The sequence below is a fragment of the Terrabacter sp. Soil810 genome (assembly GCF_001429645.1).
Lineage (GTDB): Bacteria > Actinomycetota > Actinomycetes > Actinomycetales > Dermatophilaceae > Terrabacter.
This window is the reverse complement of sequence record NZ_LMSW01000011.1, coordinates 1,085,907-1,104,233: the sequence shown is the minus strand read 5'-3', so window position 1 is coordinate 1,104,233 and position 18,327 is coordinate 1,085,907. Positions and strand designations below refer to the sequence as shown.

Genomic DNA, 18,327 nt, shown 5'->3' with positions numbered 1-18,327 from the left:
TCGACCGGTGGCGGGGCGCTCGCGTCGGTCGCGTCGAGCTGACCCACGCACCCCTCGGCGGCCCCGGGGTTCCCTCCGTTGGCCGTCGCTAGGGTGTCGGGTCATGGACTCGACCAGCCACCTCACCGAGAGCGACCACGTCGCCGGGCAGTACGCCTCCACCGACAACCTCCGCACGCGTCGGAGCGTGTGGGGCCCCGGCCCGGAGGGCGTGTCTCCCGTGGACGTCCTGCGGACGCTCGTGCTGTCCTCCCGGCCGAGGCGAGTCATCGAGATCGGCTGCGGCACAGGCCAGTTCGCCCGCTCGATTCTCGACCAGGAGCCGGACATCGACTACGTCGCGACCGACCTCTCGCCGGCGATGGTGGAGGCGACCCGTGCGCTGGGCGTCACCGCTGAGGTCGCCTCCTCGGACGTGCTGCCCTTCGGCGACGCCACGTGCGACGGCGCCGTCGCGGCCTGGATGCTCTACCACGTGCCTGACCTCGACGGCACCCTGCGCGAGCTGCGCCGGGTCCTGCGCGACGGCGGCACGCTCCACGTCGCGACGAACGGCCGCGAGCACCTCTCCGGCCTGCTCCGGGAGGCCGGCGGAGAGCCCCCCGTCACCCAGTTCATGTCGGAGAACGCCGCCGAGGTGCTCGGCCGGCACTTCGAGCACGTCGCCCACCGGGACGTCGAGACCCGCGCGACCTTCGCCGACCACGCGGCCGCGAGCGCCTACCTCGCGACCTTCTCGCCCGAGCTGGCGCAGTCGCTCCCCCACTTCGAGGGCCCGCGGACGTATGCCGGCCAGACCGCCGTGCTGTCGGCGCACTGACACCGCTTCTCCCGAGCGGACCCCGTCGGCGGACCATGGCTGACGACCGCTTTGTGAGCGGCATACAAAGTCCGGGTGGGCGGAGACCTAGGCTGGCCCCGTGAGCGGACGGCGGCAGCACCCGAGCGAGGCGACCTCGCGCGCCGTCGAGCGCAGCGCCGGCGAGCTCGCGACCCTGGCGTCGCAGCGCATGGAGGAGCACCTGCGGTGGTACCGCGACCTCTCGGCGGAGGAGCGGTCGCAGGTCGGGCTCGTCGCCCAGGCCGGCATCTCGCAGTTCATCGCGTGGTTCCACCAGGAGGAGAGCCACCCGCCGTCGGCGATCTCGATCTTCGCGAACGCGCCGCAGGAGCTGACCCGCTCGGTGAGCCTGCGCCAGACGCTCGACCTCGTGCGCACCGTCGTCGACGTCGTCGAGTCGCGCGTGGAGGGCCTCGCGGCCCCCGGCGACGAGCAGCTGCTACGCGAGTCGGTGCTGCGCTTCTCGCGCGAGATCGCCTTCGCTGCGGCGGAGGTCTATGCCGGCGCAGCCGAGGCCAGGGGCGCGTGGGACGCCCGGCTCGAGGCGCTCGTCGTCGATGCCGTGCTCCGCGGCGAAGCGGACGACTCCATGCAGTCCCGGGCCAGCGCGCTCGGCTGGGGCGAGCTCGCCGACGTGACGTTCGTCGTCGGCAGCACCCCGACGGCGACCGGCGGGGCGGTCCCCGCGGTCGACGACCTGCGCCGGGCCGTACGCCAGCACGGGGTCGAGGCACTGGCCATCGTCCAGCGCTCGCGGCTCATCGCGATCCTCGGCGGCACCCGTGAGGCTCCTCGCATCGTGGAGGCCGTGGCCGACTGCTTCGGACCGGGTCCGATCGTGCTCGGACCCACGGTCCCGCACCTCTTCGCCGCCGGCCGCTCGGCGCGCGCCGCCCTGAGCGGGCTGGCGGCCGCACCGGCGTGGCCCGACGCGCCACGCGTGCTCGAGTCGGACGCCGTGCTCCCCGAACGTGCCCTGGCCGGCGACCCCCCGGCTCGGCGCATCCTCGTCGACCGCATCCACCGGCCGCTCGTCGGCGGCGGTCATGCGCCCCTGCTCCAGACGGCGACGGCCTATCTCGAGAGCGGCGGGTCGCTGGAGGCGACCGCGAGGGTGCTCTTCATCCACCCCAACACCGTGCGCTACCGGCTCGGCCGCATCTCCGACGTCACGGGCTACGACCTGACGACGCCACGCGAGGCGTGGGCGGTGCGCATCGCGCTCGCCCTGGGCCGGCTCGCGGCCACCCCGACGGGCCCGGCCACGGCCGCGTCGTCAGCCGGCGGCGCGGGGTCGTCCGGCGACGGTGGACCGGGCGCCCCGTCACGGACCCCTCGCCTGCGCCCACGCACGACCGATCGTTCTCCCTTGGAGGAAACCTCCAAACTATCCCCCACGACTTCGTGACATTCGGTGGCGAGGTCCTCACCGGTAACCGGGAAAGGTTGACCCCGTGCTAGCGATCGTCTGCCCTGGACAGGGCTCCCAGACCCCCGGCTTCCTCGCCCCGTGGCTCGAGCTCGACGGCGTGCGTGAGCAGCTGACCGCCCTCGGCCTGGCCGCCGGCCACGACCTCGTCGCGCACGGCACCGAGTCCGACGCCGAGACGATCAAGGACACCGCCGTCGCGCAGCCCCTCATCGTCGCGGCCGGTCTCGTGACGGCCTCGGCCCTCTTCGCGTCGCACGCCGAGCTCGCCGGCACGGGCGCCGTCCTGGCCGGCCACTCCGTCGGAGAGCTCACCGCCACCGCCCTCGCGGGCGTCGTCACCGACGAGCAGGCCATCTCCCTCGTCGCGACCCGCGGCCGGGCCATGGCCGAGGCCAGTGCGGTCACCCCCACCGGCATGGCAGCCGTGCTCGGCGGCGACCCCGACGAGGTCCTGGCGGCGCTCGAGGCCCACGGCCTGACGCCCGCCAACATCAACGGCGCGGGCCAGGTCGTCGCCGCCGGCACCCTCGAGCAGGTCGAGGCGCTCCGCGGGGCACCCCCGGCCAAGGCGCGGGTCATCCCCCTCCAGGTCGCGGGCGCCTTCCACACCAGCCACATGTCCCCGGCCGTCGACGCGCTCGCCGCCGCGGCCGAGGACGTCACGCCCTCGGCGCCGACCCTGCGCCTGCTGTCGAACGCCGACGGGGCCACCGTGGCCGACGGACCCGACGCCCTCGACCGCCTCGTCCGCCAGGTGAGCAACCCCGTGCGCTGGGACCGCTGCATGGAGACGATGCTCGCCCTCGGCGTCACCGGGCTGGTCGAGCTCGCCCCCGCCGGCACCCTCGTCGGACTCGCCAAGCGGGCCATGCCGGGGGTCGAGACCCTCGCCGTGAAGACGCCCGACGACCTCGAGGCAGCGCGCACGCTCGTCGCGACCCACGCGACCCCTTCGACCGAGTCGGCACCTTGACGCACCCGATGACTGGCGCACCGACCCCGACAGGGGCACGCTCGTGGAGAGACCCCCGTCCGACGGAGACCCCGTCCGCACCGGACCTCTCCAGCGCCGCACCACGACCCACCTGAACCCTCACCCCTCGAGAAGGCCTCACGTGACATCCCCCAGCGCCACCGCGCCGACGCCCAAGGGCACCGGCACCCTTGCCGACACCGGCGCCGCGCGCCACTCGCGCATCCTGGGTGTGGGCGCCTACCGCCCGGCCCGCGTCGTCATGAACTCCGAGATCGTCGACAAGATCGACTCGAGCGACGAGTGGATCCGCGAGCGGTCCGGCATCATCAGCCGCCACTACGCCGCCGACGACGAGAGCGTCATCGACATGGCGGAGGCGGCCTCCCGCCAGGCGCTCGAGCACGCGGGCATCGCGCCCGAGCAGATCGGCTTCGTCCTCGTCGCCACGGTCACGCACCCCTACCAGACTCCAGCCGCGGCCCCGGAGCTCGCGTCGCGGCTCGGCTCGACGGCCCCGGCCCTCGACATCTCCGCCGCGTGCGCCGGCTACTGCTACGGCGTCGCGATGGCCAGCGACATGGTCAAGGGCGGCTCGGCCGACTACGTCCTCGTCGTCGGCGTCGAGAAGCTCAGCGACTTCACCGACCCCTACGACCGCGGCAGCGCGTTCATATTCGGCGACGGTGCCGGCGCCTGCGTCATCGGACCGAGCGACACCCCGGGCATCGGCCCGACGGTGTGGGGCTCGGACGGCACGCAGCGCGACGCCATCACGCAGAAGCAGGCCTGGACCGACGTCCGCGAGTCCTGGCAGTCCGCCCAGGCCGACAAGAACGTGTGGCCCGCGATCGGCATGGCCGGCCAGACGGTCTTCCGCTGGGCCGTCTGGGGCATGGCCCCGGTGGCGCAGCAGGCGATCGACAAGGCCGGCATCAAGGCCGACGACCTCGACGCCTTCATCCCGCACCAGGCGAACATCCGCATCATCGACGCGATGGTCAAGCAGCTCAAGCTGCCGGGCGACATCCCCGTGGCCCGCGACATCGTGACCACCGCCAACACCTCGGCGGCCTCGATCCCGATCGCGACGACGCGGATGCTCGCGGAGAAGGAGATCCCGAGCGGCGGCCTCGCGCTGCAGATCGGCTTCGGGGCCGGTCTGGTGTATGCCGCGCAGGTCGTCGTGCTGCCCTGAGCACTCCCAGCACGGGCAGTCCCAGCACTCCCGCCGGTCCCGACGGGTCATTCGGGCCACGGAATGCCATCCACGACGGATGACAGCCCCGAGCACCACCGCCAGCACGAACCGCCAACACGAACAAGGAGCAGACAGATGGCTCAGTCCGAGCAGGAGATCCTCGAGGGTCTTGCAGAGATCGTCAACGAGGAGACCGGCCTCGACACCGCGTCCGTCGAGATGGACAAGTCCTTCACCGAGGACCTCGACATCGACTCCCTCTCGATGATGACGATCGTCGTCAACGCCGAGGAGAAGTTCGGCGTGCGCATCCCGGACAGCGAGGTCAAGAACCTCAAGACCGTCCGCGACGCCGTCACCTTCATCGCCGGCGCGCAGTCCTGATGCACCCGGTCGGCGCCCGGCACCACCGGGCGCCGGCCGAGCCGCAACGCCGGCACACCCGCGGCACCGCACTCCCGTCACACCCACCCCTCGCACCACACCACCCCACTCGACCCAGAGGAGCACGTCACCATGACGTCCAATCGCGACCGACGCGTCGTGGTCACCGGTCTCGGAGCCACCACGCCCCTGGGCGGTACCGCCACGGAGACGTGGGAGGCCCTGCTCGCCGGCCGGTCCGGCGCCCGCACGATGGACTTCGACTGGGTCGCCAAGTACGAGCTCCCCGTCACGTTCGCGGCGACGATCGCCACCCCGCCGATCGACGTGCTCGCCAAGGTCGAGACGCGCCGTCTCGACCCCTCGAGCCAGTACGCCCTCATCGCGGCCCGTGAGGCGTGGGCCGACGCCGGCGCCCCCGAGATCGACCCCGAGCGCCTCGGCGCCGCGATCGGGTCCGGCATCGGCGGCGTGTGGACCCTGCTCGACCAGTGGGACGTGCTGAAGGAGAAGGGCCCCCGGCGCGTCTACCCGCTGGCGGTCCCGATGCTCATGCCCAACGGGCCCGCCGCAGCCGTGTCGCTCGACCTCGGCGCCCGCGCCGGGGCCCACACGACGGTCAGCGCGTGCGCGTCCGGCGCAGAGAGCATGGGCTACGCCATCGACATGATCCGCACCGGCCGGGCCGACGTCGTCGTCGCCGGCGGCACGGAGGCCGCCGTCCACCCGCTGCCCATCTCGGGGTTCGCCGCGATGCAGGCGCTCTCGACGCGCAACGACGACCCGGCCCGGGCCTCGCGGCCCTACGACACCGGGCGCGACGGCTTCGTTCTCGGTGAGGGTGCAGCGGTCATCGTCCTCGAGTCAGAGGAGCACGCCCGCGCCCGGGGTGCCCGCATCTACGCCGAGCTGGCGAGCGTCGGCATGTCGGCCGACGCCCACCACATCACGGCCCCCGAGCCCAACGGCTCCGGCGCGAGCCGCGCGATGCTGTATGCCGTCGAGCGGGCCGACCTGTCACCGACCGACATCATCCACATCAACGTGCACGCCACCTCGACCCCCGTGGGCGACGTGGCCGAGTACAACGCAATCAAGCGAGCCTTCGGCGACCACACCGAGAACATGTCGGTGACGGCGACGAAGTCGATGACCGGGCACCTGCTCGGCGCGGCGGGCGCACTCGAGGCGGTCATCACGATCCAGTCGATCTACCACCGGCTCGTGCCGGCGACGATCAACCTGGACGACCAGGACCCCGAGATCCCGCTCAACGTCGTCACGGGCGAGCACCAGAAGCTGCCCGACGGCGACATCGCGGCCCTGAACAACTCGTTCGGCTTCGGCGGCCACAACGTCGCCCTGGCGGTCCGCAGCATCTGACTCATCGCCACGCCGGAACCAGAGTCCTGACTGCTCAAGGGTGGTCAGGACTCTGGTGTCCGTTCGTGATGCCGTGCCGGAGGCGCCATCGGCGCACGGATACCGACTTCATGGTGCGCCCGAGGATCTCCGCGGCCTCGGCAAGTGGGTGTGAGAACAGCAGCTCGTCCTGGGCCGCCGTCCACTTCTCCCGCTTGACGCCGTAGCGACCGGCCTTCTCGGGCGGGGGCTTCCACGCTGCGACCTCGGCCGCGGCGCTCGCCTTTCGAGCCATGACCGGCCAGTCCCCCGCCTGCCAGCAATGCCCTGCCATCAGCGTTGCGGACACGTTGGTCACCATCACGTTGAACACTCCGTCACGGGTGTTCCGCTGTGTCGAGCGTCTTACGCGGCAGACCTGCCAGACCTGGTCCTCGAAGAACCGCGCCATGGGCTCTGATGCGGTCACCAGGCTCACGAACGGAGCACCCGTCCGCGTGAATCCCACCGACCCATCTCCATCGAGCACTCCCCGCAGATATGCCCTCGACACCAAGCCGCACTCTTTCGGTGGCGCCACGTCGAGCGACTTGGGTCCCGGGCGCATACCCAGTCTCGCAAGTTCGATCCGCACGGCCTGGTCGGAGAACAGGAGCTGGTAGCTGACGTAGTCGTCGGCGAAGTTGGTGCGACGCCGACGACGCTTGAGAGCCGAGTAGCAGGGGATGACTCGCCTGATCTCATGCAGGACGTCGACATCGCGCTCGTGCAGCTCGATGCCAACCTTGCCCTTGTGGTCGACGCACCCCGAGTGCCATCCGTCCGTGTGCAGCAGTCCGAGCAGATAGGAAACCTCGGGTCGGGACGGATCGAGCAACATGACCGGACGCTAGACGGCGCCACCGACACAGCCCTCCGCCTGGCAGGGGCTCGGCGGGCTGGCGCCGTCCGCACGGGCGGGGCACCCGGCATACGGCCTTGGTGTCAGGCGCTGCGCGCCGCGTCGTGTCCCGTCGGGCGCACGTTGCCCGGCAGCTCGGTCGTCGGGCGCCCCTTGGCGAGCAGCTCGCCACCCCAGACACCCCACTCGAGGCGCCGCTGTGCCACGGCGAGGCATGCCGCGGCGAGCGGGCAGGTGCGGCACACCGACCTGGCCCGCTCCGCCTCCGCCTCGGTGGCCGGCCAGAAGAGGTCCGGGTCCTCGGCCGCGCAGAGCGGGACCGCGCCGTCGAGCTCGAAGGGATGCTCCGACGCCGCGCGGAAGATCCACGCGTCGAGACCCGGTGCGCCGCGGGGCGCCGGGCGGAGCCCGAGCTGTCCGAGCGACTGGGTGCGAAGGGTCGTGCGGTTCCTGGTCATCTGGCGGGCTCCTTCCCGGCGGTGGTGACGTGCGTGGCGTTGGACGGGGCGGCGCGGGCGAAGTGCAGCTGCACCCGCGTGGGGACGTACGGGTCCCAGCGCAGCGGCATACGTGCCTCGTCGGGGGTCCGGTCGCCCTTGCGGAGGTTGCACGGCTCGCAGGCCGCGACCGCGTTGGACCAGCCGGTCGCGCCGCCCCGCGAGCGGGGCAGGACGTGGTCCATGGTCGTGGCCGTGAGGCGACCGCAGTAGGCGCATCGGCGGCCGTCCCGAAGCAGCACGCCTTCACGCGAGTAGGTCGCCCGGGTGCGTGAGTAGAGCCACTTCTGCTCGACGTAGCGCACGAGCCGGACGACGACCGGCACCTGGTACGGGCCGAACCGCTCCGTCGCGTGGACCTCGACGGGGGTGGCGACGCCGCGCCAGATCATCCGCACCGCGTGCCGCACGCTCACGCGGTGCAGCAGGGTCTCGTCGGCGTTCCACACCTCGACCTGCGTCATGACCGCTCCTCCTCTCCGCCTGTCTCGATGTCGCTGCTGTCGGTCGTCGACGGGCGGCACGAGAAGAGCCGCCCGTCCGGGTCATCCCGGTGGGCGGCTCGATGAACGGAGCCGTCAGGCTCGTCGCGTCAGCAAGATCGCAGCCGGGGACGCCATGGCTGGGCCAGAGGGCGCCGCATGCAGCCCTCTCCCGGGAACGGGTAGGCCACATCGGCGACGCACAGGCTGCGCTTCGCTTTGGTGGTGAGTCCCGTTGCCATGACAGGTCCTTCGTGTTCGCGGACTGGAGATGCGTTGACGTGCGGACGGTGTCGCACGCCAGATCGATGATGACAGGCGAAGGCGACTGTCGCCCAGTGGTTTTCCGGAAGGTCGCGCTTCGTCCGGGTGACAGCCTCCGCGCGACGACGCGACGAGGGCCCGGGAGCACGAACCGCCCGGGCCCTCGTCATCTCGAGCGCCGCGCTGGAGGTCGCGGCGGGCGAGACGTCTGGTGGTCAGCCGACCTTGTGCAGCCAGCGCACGGCGGCACCGTCACCGGCGTAGCGGAACACCTCGAGCTCCTCGTCCCACGGGACGCCGAGCAGCAGGTCGATCTCGTCCTGGAGCGCCTCGGCGTCGCCGCGCGTGCGCAGGATCGCCTCACGGAGACGGTCCTCCTGGACGACCGCGTCGCCCGACGCCGACGTCATGGCGTGGTGGATGCCGAGCCGTGGCGTGTAGGACCACCGCGCCCCGTCGCAGCCGGGTGACGGCTCCTCGGTCACCTCGTAGCGCAGGCCGTCCCAGCCGCGCAGCGCACTGGCCAGCTCGGCCCCGGTGCCGGGGGCGCCGGTCCAGGACAGCTCGCTGCGCACCATCCGCGGTGCCGCCGGCTGCTGGACCCAGTCGAGCGCCACCCGCTCGTCGAGGACGGCCTCGATCGCCCACGTGATGTGCGGGCAGAGCGCGGCGGGGGCCCCGTGTACGAACAGGACCCCACGTGTCGTGGTGCGCGGCATCGCGACAGCCATCCGAACCTCCTGAAGTTGCAGGGACGTCTTCCCCAACGCCTGCGTCTTCATGCTTCGGTGGACTGACTCGGTGGTGCCGGACGATCGTGCTCGACCACGAGCACTCGCCCATTGTGCACCACGGGACACATCGGCACCAGCAGTCTCGAGACCCGATATGTGGCGTTCGCCCGGATCAGGTGCCGGCGGGCACACCGGGGAAGAGGTAGACCTCCTCGCCACGGACCTCGACCCGGTGGGTCCGCACCGGCTTCGTCGCGGGCAGGCACATGGGCTTGCCGTCGCTCAGGCAGAAGCGCGTGGCGTGCAGTGGGCACTCGACCTCGCCGGCCTCGACCCAGCCGTCCGCGAGCGAGGCGTCCTCGTGCGAGCACGTGTCGTCGAGGGCGTAGTACGTGCCGTCGTCGTCGCGGAAGAGCGAGATCGGCTCGTCCGTCGCCGTGACCGCGACATCGAGGACGAGCGCCTCGCCGGGCTCGACGTCGTCGACCGCAGCCACGCGGATGCCGTCACTCATGCTGTCGTTCCTCACGTGCCAGGGGAATGGTCACGGGCGAGCCTAGAGGTTGGCTCCGCGACCACCGCGCCCGCCTCCACGCGGGTTGCAGGCCGGTCGCTAGACTCCGACCGATCTCAGCGGCCCGGTCGCTGGCGGTCCCGGGGCAGTAGCTCAGCCGGTCAGAGCAGCGGACTCATAATCCGTCGGTCCAGGGTTCAAGCCCCTGCTGCCCCACCCCGTCTCTGTGTATGACTTCGCCTGATCGTTGACATTCGGGCTTCGCCTGATGCTTGACGATGTTTCGGGTGATGGTTGACAGCTACTTCGGCTGATCCTTGACGCTCTCTTCATGAAGGAGATGAGCGTGGCTGCTGGACGTGGGGAACCGGCATGCGCTAGGCGGCGTGGTGCATCACTCGATCGAGTGATGTCTTCGTCCCCCCGCTGAGCGCCATCCACGACGTCGACCGCTGGTTGGCGGGTAAGGCCGAGCGCGCCGCCGCCATCCCGGGCGCGACCAGCCCCGCGGCGGCAAGGTGCGGGTGGCGCGCCGGCGGGCCGGCGGGCCGGCGGGCCGGCGGACGGCCTGGTCCGCAACCCGCTATCGAGGTCGGCGACCAGGCCGGGGGCGATGATCAGCGGGTGAACCACGGTATGAATTTTCCGCTTGGGCCGGCTGAGTGGTTGCGGGTTTGACCCGGCGCGGCAGGGACTGACCGGCGGGGTGCGACCACCGCCGGCCAGTCCTGCACCGAGTGGCCCGCACGGGCCGGTCGGCACCCGAACGGCGCTGAGGGGTCGGCACGGGACCCTGGGGTGGGAGTAGGGCCACGTGCTCGTCGACCACTGGGGTCTCGCCGTCCGCTGGTCCGCGCCGACCCTCCTCCCGAGAAGGGGCCTGCGCGACCATGGGTCCAGTGTCCCCCGCGGGCGCGCACCCTGCGAGCAAACGGCACAGATACGGCACCCCGGGACGACGACCGGCCCCCGAGCCCGTCGGGTCTCGCCCGCCTCGCCCGCTGTGGCGCGACAGCACCCGTCGCCGGGGACGGCGATCGGGGCGGGTCCCGCCGACTCCCCCGGCAGAACCCGCCCCGTCCTCACCCCAACCGGCTCTCCCGCCGGTCACGCTCCGACCTGTCCCCCCACGGTCCGGTCGGCCTTCCTCCCCCACAACGACCACTGTGCCCTGCGGACTGCAAGTTCGAAACCCCCCAAATGCCGTGGTTTCCGCAAGATTGGCGCAAGGGGTGCGACGGGATCCGTCGTCGAAGGCCCCGAGGACCATCGTTCGAGGGGTCACGGATCGTCAGGTGCCAAGGCCCCGTGGCCGCCACGGCGCGAGTAGGTTCCGAGGACTGCACGCTCCGGGCCACCACATCTGGGAGATCACGAATGCCACGCAAGCCCACCCTGCGCTGGATGGCCGTCGCCGCCGCCGCGTTCAGCGTCGTCGCCGTCGGCTCCTCGAGCGCCACGGTCAGTGCCGCTCCGACCCGTCCGTCACCCGGCACGGCCGCGTGCGCGACGGCGCCCGACCTCGCGCGCGTCCGCGCCGGGAGCACGGCCAAGGAGCCCGAGCTCTACTCCACCAACGAGGCCAACGCATACGGCGTCATCAAGGACGCTCCGCGGATGCCGAACGGCAGCGTCCACATCCCCACGGTCTTCCACGTCGTCTCGGACCACACGCTCTCGACGACCGAGAAGGCACGCTGGGAGCGGCTCATCGCGGCCCAGATGACCGTCCTCAACGACTCCTACAGCGGGCGGACGGCGCCCGACGCCGCGAACTCCCCGTTCCGGTTCTCCCTGACCAGGATCGACTACACGGTCAACGCGCGGTGGTACACCGTGACGCCCGGGAAGACCGAGCGCGACATGAAGAAGGCGCTCTACACCGGCAACTCCGAGACGCTCAACGTCTACTCGGCCAACATCGGCGGCGGCCTGCTCGGCTGGTCCTACTTCCCCAAGGGCTACAACAACGGTCGCGACTTCATCGACGGTGTCGTCATGCTCGACGAGTCGATGCCGGGTGGCACGGCCGGCAAGTACGCCCAGGGCGACACCCTGACGCACGAGGTCGGTCACTGGCTCATGCTCGAGCACACCTTCAAGGGCGGCTGCTCGGCGAGCGGCGACTTCGTGGCGGACACGCCCCGTGAGGCCGTGCCGCAGTTCGACTGCCCGACAGGAGCCGACACGTGCACCGCACCGGGCGCCGACCCCATCCACAACTTCATGGACTACACGCAGGACTCCTGCATGGACATGTTCACGCGGGGCCAGGTCGAGCGGATGAACGACGCCTGGGTCGCCTTCCGCAGGATCCCGACGTCCTGACGGCGACTCGGCCACCCACTCAGGGCGTATGCCGTGTGCTGCGGACGTCGGAGCCCGCCGGTCCCGTGGCCGGCGGGCTCCACCGCGTCCCGTCGGTCAGAAGCCGGGGAACACCCGGCGCAGCGCGGGCAGGTGCTCGGCGCCGGCGACGCCTTCAGGGGTGTGCTCGGCGTCGAGCCGCCCGTAGACGAGGCGGACGAGCGACTCCGCGGGCAGGACGACGTCAGCCGCGTCCGTGCCAGCGCCGGAGCCGGCTGCCTCGGCCGCTGCCTCGGTCTCCACGGGCTGGAGGCGGACGGCGTCGGCATCGACGTCCAGTCGGAAGCGGCGCTCGGTCCCGCGGGTCCCGACGACCACCGAGGTCGGCCCGGCGTCCGCCGGCGGACGGCCCGCGAAGGCGACCGTGCCCGGCAGGCGGTCCACGAGCAGGTCGACGGCCTCGGGTCCGACCGTGGCAGCCGGGTCGAGGACGACCTCGACGTCCCACGTGTGAACGGCGTGCTCGGCGAGCCGGGCTGCGGCGACGCCCGAGAGGTCGGACGGCCCGCCGAAGAGCTCGAACTCGAACGGCGCACCGGAGGAGGCGACCTCCTCCAGCCTGGCGACGAAGCGGTCGTTGGCCGCGACGCTCTCGGCGACCTGGTCGGCCGGAGCCATGGCGTCCCACCGGGCCCAGACGGCCTTGAAGGCGTCGCCGTCGGGTGCGACCCCGTCCGCGAGGCCCGCGTCGAGGAAGAGGCCGAAGATCTCGGCCTGGCTGCCGAGGTGCGACGCGACCTGGGCGATGCTCCAGTCGGAGGGGTAGGCACTGCTCTCGTAGCGTTGCGGCTCGACCCGGTCGAGGACTCCCCTGAGCCTCTCGTGGGACGTTCGGACGGCGTCGATCCAGGTTGCCTGCGGGGTCATGCTGGCTCCATCTCCTCTTCGGGGTACGGTCTCCAGCGCCAACCAACCGAGGGGATTCCCGATTCCCGATCGCCCCGCGAGAGACGGACATTGTCCCCATCAGTCACATACGTCACCGATTCTCGACCGGTTTTCCCGGGAACCGCCCCATGCGCAACCGGTCGACCTATGGTGGTCAGGACCGGCCGGTCAGGACGTGGGGGCGTTCGTGGGGGCCTTCCGGTTGCGGCGGTTCGCCCGTCGGGAGAGTGTCGATGGTGACAGCAGGTGTGCCTCGAGGGGGTGGCTTGACGGTGACAGACGCCAATGAGCGAAGCGGTCCGTTCGTCCTGAACATCAGGATGAGCGGTCGGTTGGTGCCCTTCGCGACCATGCTGCTGTTGTTCGCCTTGCTTCCGTTCCTCGGGGGGAGCACCCCCCAGACCCCGACCGCCTCGGTCGTGCTGGCGGCCGGCTCCCCCGCTGCGGTGAAGGACGCCGTCGCCGCCGTCGGGCAGGCCCGCCAGGAGATGCGCGGATCGGTCGTCGGAGCGCCCACGGCCGCCCTGGCCCCGGTCGACTCGGCGTTCTCGGCCGCCATCGGAGGCGGCCTCTTCATGTTCCCCGCGATCAGCCTTGCGCCGGCCACGGCCCAGGCCATCGCGGCCCCCATCATCGGCCGACCCCTCTTCATCCACCCGGTGCCCGGTGGCGAGACCTCGCCGTTCGGACCGCGCATCCACCCGCTGCTCGGCCGTCCGATGTTCCACACGGGCATCGACCTCGCCGCCGCCTGCGGGACCCCGATCCACGCGGCCGCCGACGGCACGGTCATCTACGCCCGGGTGTCGGCGTCGTGGGGCGGGCGCACGATCATCGAGCACACCCCGACGCTGAAGACGGCCTACGGTCACCAGTCGAAGTTCCTTGTCACCGAGGGCCAGCACGTCAAGCAGGGCCAGGTCATCGGCCTCAGCGGCACGACCGGATGGTCGACCGGCTGCCACCTGCACTTCGACGTCATCGTCAACGACCGCTACGTCGACCCCGCGCCCTACCTGGGGTTCGCCCCGTCGGCCACCGCCTCCGTGCCGTATGCCGTCGTCCCGCACCTGGTGTTCGACCAGGGTGGCCGCGTCATCCGCACCGTCGAGGACGGTGACGTGCCGATCCCCGAGGCGACCGAGACGTCGTCGACCCAGACGAGCACCGGTGGCCGTCCGCCGACGTCCACGCCGACGCAGCCGACGACGACGCAGCCCAGCACCTCCACGGGCACGCCGACGACGAGCCGCCCGTCGACGACGACGAGCGCTCCCAGCTCGACGACGACGTCGAGCCCGACGAGCACCAAGCCCTCGCCGACGACGACCACGAGCTCGCCGTCCACCACCGTGCCGCCGACGACCTCCGCCCCGTCGACGACCACGACGAGCGACCCGCCACCCGCCACCACGAGCGACCCGCCACCCGCCACCACGAGCGACCCGCCGCCCGCCACGACGAGCGACCCGCCCGCACCGACGTCCGAGGCGCCGTCCACGACGAGCGAGGCGGCCGCGCCGGTCGCGGCCGACCCCACGCCGACCGCGACGGCCACGGCCACGGCCACCGAGGTGCTCAAGACGGCGACCGAGGTCGCGACCGCCATCGCGTCGGCGACCGACACCTCCTCGAGCGAGCCGACGGCCTCGACGACGACCGCAGCAGAGGGCGGCGCCTGAGCCCGACGCTCGGACGCTGGTGTCAGGCCCCACCGCACGGTGCGGCCTGACCTGTCCGTTCTCGGGCGGAAGATCGGGTCTGCCTCGTTCGACGACACTCCTCACGATTCGGGCACGCTCGGCGCGGAGGGTGCCTCCCGGTCCCCGGAGCCGATAGGTTTCCGGAATGGACGACGTGAAACCCGACACCGCGGCGCCGAGTGATCGGACCCCGGACACGCCTCGTGACCCCATGGTCGTCATCGACGGCGTCAACAAGCACTTCGGCGACCTGCACGTGCTGCGCGACATCAACCTCACCGTCGGCAAGGGCGAGGTGGTCGTCGTCCTCGGACCGTCCGGCTCGGGCAAGTCGACACTCTGCCGCGCCATCAACCGTCTCGAGACCATCGAGTCGGGCACCATCTCGATCGACGGCAAGGCCCTGCCCGAGGAGGGCAAGCCGCTCGCGCAGCTGCGCGCCGACGTCGGGATGGTCTTCCAGTCCTTCAACCTCTTCGCGCACAAGACGATCCGCGACAACGTGACGCTCGGACCGATCAAGGTCCGCAAGAAGTCCAAGGCCGACGCCGACAAGCAGGCGACCGACCTGCTCAAGCGCGTCGGCGTCGAGGCCCAGGCCGACAAGTACCCCGCCCAGCTCTCCGGCGGCCAGCAGCAGCGCGTCGCGATCGCGCGCTCGCTCGCCATGGGCCCGAAGGTCATGCTCTTCGACGAGCCCACCTCGGCCCTCGACCCCGAGATGGTCAACGAGGTCCTCGACGTCATGGTCGGCCTCGCCAAGGAGGGCATGACGATGATCGTCGTGACCCACGAGATGGGCTTCGCCCGCAAGGCGGCCGACCGCGTCGTCTTCATGGCCGACGGGCAGATCGTCGAGGTCGGCACGCCCCAGGAGTTCTTCACCAACCCGAAGAGCGACCGCGCCAAGGACTTCCTCGGCAAGATCCTCACGCACTGACACCCGGGACCCACAAGACCCACCGGACCTAGCGACAGGGCGCGGCACGCAGCACCGTGTGCCGCGAGCAACCACTCAGGGAGGAACCCAGATGAAGGCACGACGACTCGGAGCCGTTGCGGCGGCTGCGACGTTGGCGCTCACGCTCGCCGCGTGTGGCTCCGGCACCAGCGGGGGCGACGCCGGCAGCGGCGACGCGCTCAAGATCGGCATCAAGTTCGACCAGCCCGGCCTCGGCCTCAAGAAGGGCACCGAGTACTCCGGCATGGACGTCGACGTCGCCAAGTACGTCGCCAAGGAGCTCGGCACCTCGGAGGACAAGATCACCTGGGTGCAGGCGCCCAGCGCCCAGCGCGAGGACCTCATCTCCACCGGTCAGGTGAAGTTCATCGTGGCGACGTACTCCATCACCGACGCGCGCAAGGAGAAGGTCTCCTTCGCCGGCCCGTACTTCGTCGCAGGCCAGGACCTCCTCGTCCGCGCCGACGACACCTCGATCACCGGTCCGGACAGCCTCAACGGCAAGAAGCTCTGCTCGGTCAAGGGCTCGACCTCGGCCCAGAAGGTCAAGGACAAGTTCGCCCAGACGGTGCAGCTGCAGGAGTTCGGGACGTACTCCGAGTGCCTGCCCGCTCTCGCCACCGGCGGCGTCGACGCCCTGACGACCGACGACGCGATCCTCGCCGGCTTCGCGGCCCAGCCCGAGAACAAGGGCAAGTTCAAGCTCGTCGGCAAGCCGTTCTCGACGGAGAACTACGGGATCGGCCTCAAGAAGGGCGACACGGCCCTCTGCCAGAAGATCACGGACGCGATCAAGAAGATGCAGAGCGACGGCTCCCTGCAGAAGGCCATCGACGCCAACCTCGGCCCGGCCAACTACAAGCCCGGCGCGGGCAACCCGCCCACGCCGGCTGCGTGCTCCTGACCGACTCCCACCTCGAGGGCGGGTCGCTCACCACACGGTGCGCGGCCCGCCCTCGGCGGGGGTCCGGACTCCGACCCGTGAACCCCTGACCCACTGACTCGACAGCGGAAAGGAGCGTCGTGCTCGACATCATCGAGAAGTACGACATCCTCGGCGCGTTCTGGATGACCATCAGGCTCGCCTTCTTCTCGGCGATCGGCGCTCTCGTCATCGGCACCGTTCTCGCGGTGATGCGGGTGTCGCCGGTGGCGATCCTGAGACGTCTGGGCTCGTTCTACGTCAACACGGTGCGCAACACCCCGCTGACGTTGCTCGTCTTCTTCTCCATCGCCGGCCCGTACTACATCCTGCAGATCAGCCTGACCGACGTGAACTCACCGACGGCGCTCGTGGACAACGGCATCCGGTGGGCCATCGTCGCGCTGGCGGTCTACCACGCGGCCTTCGTCTGCGAGGCACTGCGCAGCGGCGTCAACACCGTTCCGCTGGGCCAGGCCGAGGCTGCCCGCTCGATCGGTCTCACCTTCGGCCAGAGCCTGCGCGAGGTCATCCTCCCGCAGGCCTTCCGCGGGTCCATCGCCCCACTGGGCTCGGTGCTCATCGCCCTGACCAAGAACACGACCGTCGCCTCCGTCATCGGCGTCGCGGAGGCCTCGCTGCTGATGAGCGAGATCATCGAGAACGAGACGGCGAGCGTCACGGTCTTCCTCGTCTTCGCGCTCGGCTTCGTCGTCCTCACGCTTCCCGTCGGCGTGTTCTTCACCTCGCTCTCGCGCCGTCTGGCGGTGAAGCGATGAGTGCCGAGTCCGTTCTCTTCGACGCCCCCGGGCCCCGCGCCCGACGGCGGCACGCGATCCTCACCCTCTTCGGCGTGCTGCTCGCCGTCGCCACCATCGGCGCCGTGCTCTGGAAGTTCAAGGCCCAGGGCCAGCTGGAACCCGAGATGTGGACCGTGCTGTTCAGCGCCGATGTGTGGACGCAGTACATCATCCCGGGACTGATCAAGACGCTCGAGGCCGCCGCGATCTCCATCGTCCTCGCCATGGCCTTCGGGCTCGTCTTCGGCATGGGCCGACTGTCACAGCACCGCACGCTGCGCTGGGTGTGTGGCGTCATCGTGGAGTTCTTCCGGTCCGTGCCCGTGCTGCTGATGATGTACTTCACGTACTCCTACTTCTCGACCAACGGCGTCTTCACGAGCGAGATCAACCCGCTCGCGGCCGTCGTGACCGCCCTGACGCTCTACAACGGCTCGGTGATCGCCGAGCTGGTCCGGTCGGGTGTGTTCAGCCTGCCGATGGGCCAGGCCGAGGCGGGCGTGTCCATCGGCCTCACCCCGCCCCAGGTGATGCGGTCGATCCAGCTGCCGCAGGCCCTCACCGCGATGCTGCCGGCACTCGTCGGGCAGCTCGTCGTGATCCTCAAGGACACCGCGCTCGGCACGGCGGTGCTCTACCCCGAGCTGCTCCAGGCCGCCCGCGACATCGGCACCGGCTACAGCAACACGATCCCGGCCTACATCTTCGTCGCGATCATCTTCATCCTGATCAACTACAGCCTGACCGTGGTGGCCGGACGGGTGGAGCGTCGTCTCAGCCGCCGCGGCCGCGGTCCTCGCAAGGGCGCACCGGCCACCGGCGTGGTCGGTGCCGATGCCGTCGGGACCCCGAGCCGCTGACGCGAGCCGACGACACGGCATACGAGAAGGGCCCCGACACCAGTGGTGTCGGGGCCCTTCTGCTCGGTGCTCCCCCGATTGGACTCGAACCAATAACCTGCCGGTTAACAGCCGGCTGCTCTGCCAATTGAGCTACAGGGGAATGCTGCTGCGCAACCATAGCAAAGCATCAGCGCCGTCGAGAAATCGGGTTCAACGGGTCGCTGGCGAGGTCCCAACGAGCCTGCGGGACGCCGTGCGG

18 protein-coding genes and 2 tRNA genes are annotated in these 18,327 nt (G+C 70.9%); 13 read left to right on the top strand and 7 right to left on the bottom strand.

The genetic code is table 11. The features are described 5' to 3' along the window. The first annotated feature begins 103 nt into the window (after positions 1–103). The 6 genes from ASG96_RS11005 (at position 104) to fabF (ending at position 6,214) form a co-directional block, all read left to right on the top strand. A complete protein-coding gene (locus ASG96_RS11005) occupies positions 104–820 on the top strand; it encodes a class I SAM-dependent methyltransferase (RefSeq protein ID WP_057587943.1) in 717 nt (238 codons plus the stop codon). A 100-nt stretch (positions 821–920) separates the two neighbouring features. Next, positions 921–2,249 (top strand): CdaR family transcriptional regulator, encoded by a 1,329-nt coding sequence (locus ASG96_RS11000; protein WP_057587942.1) that lies wholly within the window; start codon positions 921–923, stop codon positions 2,247–2,249. A 46-nt stretch (positions 2,250–2,295) separates the two neighbouring features. Beyond that, on the top strand, positions 2,296–3,246 hold the full coding sequence (locus ASG96_RS10995) for an ACP S-malonyltransferase (RefSeq protein ID WP_057587941.1): 951 nt from the start codon (positions 2,296–2,298) through the stop codon (positions 3,244–3,246). A gap of 142 nt (positions 3,247–3,388) precedes the next feature. Further along, the gene (locus tag ASG96_RS10990) at positions 3,389–4,444 is read left to right on the top strand and encodes a beta-ketoacyl-ACP synthase III (RefSeq protein ID WP_200962673.1); all 1,056 of its coding nucleotides are present in this window, start codon (positions 3,389–3,391) and stop codon (positions 4,442–4,444) included. A gap of 138 nt (positions 4,445–4,582) precedes the next feature. After that, positions 4,583–4,831, top strand: a complete 249-nt coding sequence (locus ASG96_RS10985) for an acyl carrier protein (RefSeq protein ID WP_020145270.1) — start codon at positions 4,583–4,585, stop codon at positions 4,829–4,831. Positions 4,832–4,963: 132 nt separating this feature from the next. After that, complete coding sequence (fabF, locus tag ASG96_RS10980; RefSeq protein ID WP_056758531.1) at positions 4,964–6,214, top strand: beta-ketoacyl-ACP synthase II; 1,251 nt, start codon at positions 4,964–4,966, stop codon at positions 6,212–6,214. Positions 6,215–6,248: 34 nt separating this feature from the next. On the opposite strand, the gene ASG96_RS10975 is transcribed toward fabF, so the two are convergent. From ASG96_RS10975 to ASG96_RS10955, 5 genes are all read right to left on the bottom strand, one after another. Next, a complete protein-coding gene (locus ASG96_RS10975; protein ID WP_056758534.1) occupies positions 6,249–7,073 on the bottom strand; it encodes an LAGLIDADG family homing endonuclease in 825 nt (274 codons plus the stop codon). A gap of 104 nt (positions 7,074–7,177) precedes the next feature. Further along, on the bottom strand, positions 7,178–7,552 hold the full coding sequence (locus ASG96_RS10970) for a WhiB family transcriptional regulator (protein ID WP_057587940.1): 375 nt from the start codon (positions 7,550–7,552) through the stop codon (positions 7,178–7,180). Beyond that, complete coding sequence (locus ASG96_RS10965; protein ID WP_056758540.1) at positions 7,549–8,055, bottom strand: HNH endonuclease; 507 nt, start codon at positions 8,053–8,055, stop codon at positions 7,549–7,551. Before ASG96_RS10965 ends, ASG96_RS10970 begins: the two co-directional genes overlap by 4 nt. A gap of 497 nt (positions 8,056–8,552) precedes the next feature. After that, the gene (locus tag ASG96_RS10960; RefSeq protein WP_082588777.1) at positions 8,553–9,068 is read right to left on the bottom strand and encodes a DUF3145 domain-containing protein; all 516 of its coding nucleotides are present in this window, start codon (positions 9,066–9,068) and stop codon (positions 8,553–8,555) included. A 175-nt stretch (positions 9,069–9,243) separates the two neighbouring features. Further along, positions 9,244–9,585, bottom strand: a complete 342-nt coding sequence (locus ASG96_RS10955) for a bifunctional 3-phenylpropionate/cinnamic acid dioxygenase ferredoxin subunit (RefSeq protein WP_056758543.1) — start codon at positions 9,583–9,585, stop codon at positions 9,244–9,246. Between the two features lie 142 nt (positions 9,586–9,727). Here ASG96_RS10955 and ASG96_RS10950 point away from each other — a divergent pair. Both ASG96_RS10950 and ASG96_RS10945 read left to right on the top strand, forming a co-directional pair. Continuing rightward, positions 9,728–9,801 (top strand) — tRNA-Ile (locus tag ASG96_RS10950). A 1,161-nt stretch (positions 9,802–10,962) separates the two neighbouring features. Beyond that, the gene (locus tag ASG96_RS10945) at positions 10,963–11,913 is read left to right on the top strand and encodes a zinc metalloprotease (RefSeq protein ID WP_057587939.1); all 951 of its coding nucleotides are present in this window, start codon (positions 10,963–10,965) and stop codon (positions 11,911–11,913) included. A gap of 96 nt (positions 11,914–12,009) precedes the next feature. Here the strand turns inward: ASG96_RS10945 and ASG96_RS10940 are convergent, their stop codons facing one another. After that, positions 12,010–12,819 carry a maleylpyruvate isomerase family mycothiol-dependent enzyme gene (locus tag ASG96_RS10940; protein WP_057587938.1) on the bottom strand — a complete coding sequence of 270 codons (810 nt, stop codon included), beginning with the start codon at positions 12,817–12,819 and terminating at the stop codon, positions 12,010–12,012. Between the two features lie 341 nt (positions 12,820–13,160). On the opposite strand from ASG96_RS10940, the gene ASG96_RS10935 reads away from it, so the two are divergent. The 5 genes from ASG96_RS10935 (at position 13,161) to ASG96_RS10915 (ending at position 18,086) form a co-directional block, all read left to right on the top strand. Further along, the gene (locus ASG96_RS10935; protein ID WP_157610783.1) at positions 13,161–14,522 is read left to right on the top strand and encodes a M23 family metallopeptidase; all 1,362 of its coding nucleotides are present in this window, start codon (positions 13,161–13,163) and stop codon (positions 14,520–14,522) included. A gap of 232 nt (positions 14,523–14,754) precedes the next feature. Then, the gene (locus tag ASG96_RS10930; RefSeq protein WP_157610886.1) at positions 14,755–15,483 is read left to right on the top strand and encodes an amino acid ABC transporter ATP-binding protein; all 729 of its coding nucleotides are present in this window, start codon (positions 14,755–14,757) and stop codon (positions 15,481–15,483) included. Between the two features lie 91 nt (positions 15,484–15,574). Further along, on the top strand, positions 15,575–16,408 hold the full coding sequence (locus tag ASG96_RS10925; RefSeq protein ID WP_056758559.1) for a glutamate ABC transporter substrate-binding protein: 834 nt from the start codon (positions 15,575–15,577) through the stop codon (positions 16,406–16,408). A gap of 119 nt (positions 16,409–16,527) precedes the next feature. Beyond that, positions 16,528–17,205: an amino acid ABC transporter permease gene (locus ASG96_RS10920; RefSeq protein ID WP_056758562.1), complete on the top strand. Its 678-nt coding sequence runs from the start codon at positions 16,528–16,530 to the stop codon at positions 17,203–17,205. Beyond that, positions 17,202–18,086 carry an amino acid ABC transporter permease gene (locus ASG96_RS10915; protein WP_057587936.1) on the top strand — a complete coding sequence of 295 codons (885 nt, stop codon included), beginning with the start codon at positions 17,202–17,204 and terminating at the stop codon, positions 18,084–18,086. The genes ASG96_RS10920 and ASG96_RS10915 overlap by 4 nt, the downstream gene beginning before the upstream one ends. A 69-nt stretch (positions 18,087–18,155) precedes the next feature. Here the strand turns inward: ASG96_RS10915 and ASG96_RS10910 are convergent. Then, a tRNA-Asn gene (locus tag ASG96_RS10910) sits at positions 18,156–18,228 on the bottom strand. Between the last annotated feature and the right edge of the window lie 99 nt (positions 18,229–18,327).

Bases quoted from the DNA above. Each gene is read 5' to 3' on its own strand.
- ASG96_RS11005 (WP_057587943.1), top strand. From the start codon at position 104: ATGGACTCGACCAGCCACCTCACCGAGAGCGACCACGTCGCCGGGCAG.
- ASG96_RS10970 (WP_057587940.1), bottom strand. From the start codon at position 7,552: ATGACCAGGAACCGCACGACCCTTCGCACCCAGTCGCTCGGACAGCTC.
- ASG96_RS10930 (WP_157610886.1), top strand. From the start codon at position 14,755: ATGGTCGTCATCGACGGCGTCAACAAGCACTTCGGCGACCTGCACGTG.
- fabF (WP_056758531.1), top strand. From the start codon at position 4,964: ATGACGTCCAATCGCGACCGACGCGTCGTGGTCACCGGTCTCGGAGCC.
- ASG96_RS10945 (WP_057587939.1), top strand. From the start codon at position 10,963: ATGCCACGCAAGCCCACCCTGCGCTGGATGGCCGTCGCCGCCGCCGCG.
- ASG96_RS10975 (WP_056758534.1), bottom strand. From the start codon at position 7,073: ATGTTGCTCGATCCGTCCCGACCCGAGGTTTCCTATCTGCTCGGACTG.
- ASG96_RS10935 (WP_157610783.1), top strand. From the start codon at position 13,161: ATGAGCGGTCGGTTGGTGCCCTTCGCGACCATGCTGCTGTTGTTCGCC.
- ASG96_RS10925 (WP_056758559.1), top strand. From the start codon at position 15,575: ATGAAGGCACGACGACTCGGAGCCGTTGCGGCGGCTGCGACGTTGGCG.
- ASG96_RS10965 (WP_056758540.1), bottom strand. From the start codon at position 8,055: ATGACGCAGGTCGAGGTGTGGAACGCCGACGAGACCCTGCTGCACCGC.
- ASG96_RS10960 (WP_082588777.1), bottom strand. From the start codon at position 9,068: ATGGCTGTCGCGATGCCGCGCACCACGACACGTGGGGTCCTGTTCGTA.
- ASG96_RS10985 (WP_020145270.1), top strand. From the start codon at position 4,583: ATGGCTCAGTCCGAGCAGGAGATCCTCGAGGGTCTTGCAGAGATCGTC.
- ASG96_RS10940 (WP_057587938.1), bottom strand. From the start codon at position 12,819: ATGACCCCGCAGGCAACCTGGATCGACGCCGTCCGAACGTCCCACGAG.
- ASG96_RS10915 (WP_057587936.1), top strand. From the start codon at position 17,202: ATGAGTGCCGAGTCCGTTCTCTTCGACGCCCCCGGGCCCCGCGCCCGA.
- ASG96_RS10955 (WP_056758543.1), bottom strand. From the start codon at position 9,585: ATGAGTGACGGCATCCGCGTGGCTGCGGTCGACGACGTCGAGCCCGGC.